Source organism: Porphyromonas sp. oral taxon 278 str. W7784 (genome assembly GCF_000467855.2).
Lineage (GTDB): Bacteria > Bacteroidota > Bacteroidia > Bacteroidales > Porphyromonadaceae > Porphyromonas.
The window spans coordinates 329,764-330,127 of record NZ_KI259221.1 but is presented as its reverse complement, the minus strand read 5'-3'; the positions used below and the strand labels follow the sequence as shown (position 1 = coordinate 330,127).

The following is a 364-nucleotide window of genomic DNA, read 5'->3' as shown; positions in this document are numbered from 1 at the left end:
CAATTCACGCACCCCGGGAGGGGTGCGACACCTAATCAATCAGCAAGGGAATATGAACTTATCGTTTCAATTCACGCACCCCGGGAGGGGTGCGACAATATCTCCAGCTCCTCGGGGGTATCCATCCAGACGTTTCAATTCACGCACCCCGGGAGGGGTGCGACGTCATTATGGTGCCTCGGCTGGTGATGAAATCATCGTTTCAATTCACGCACCCCGGGAGGGGTGCGACGTACCTCGACCACCGCCCGAGGAAGAAGCTCGACACGTTTCAATTCACGCACCCCGGGAGGGGTGCGACTTGCTCAAAAGGCAAATACTGAGGCTAACACTGAGTTTCAATTCACGCACCCCGGGAGGGGTG

At 56.9% G+C, this 364-nt stretch carries 1 CRISPR repeat array.

From position 1 onward, the window contains the following. Nucleotide 1: 1 nt before the first annotated feature. Nucleotides 2–364: direct repeats of the CRISPR family, unit length 24 nt; unit sequence AATTCACGCACCCCGGGAGGGGTG.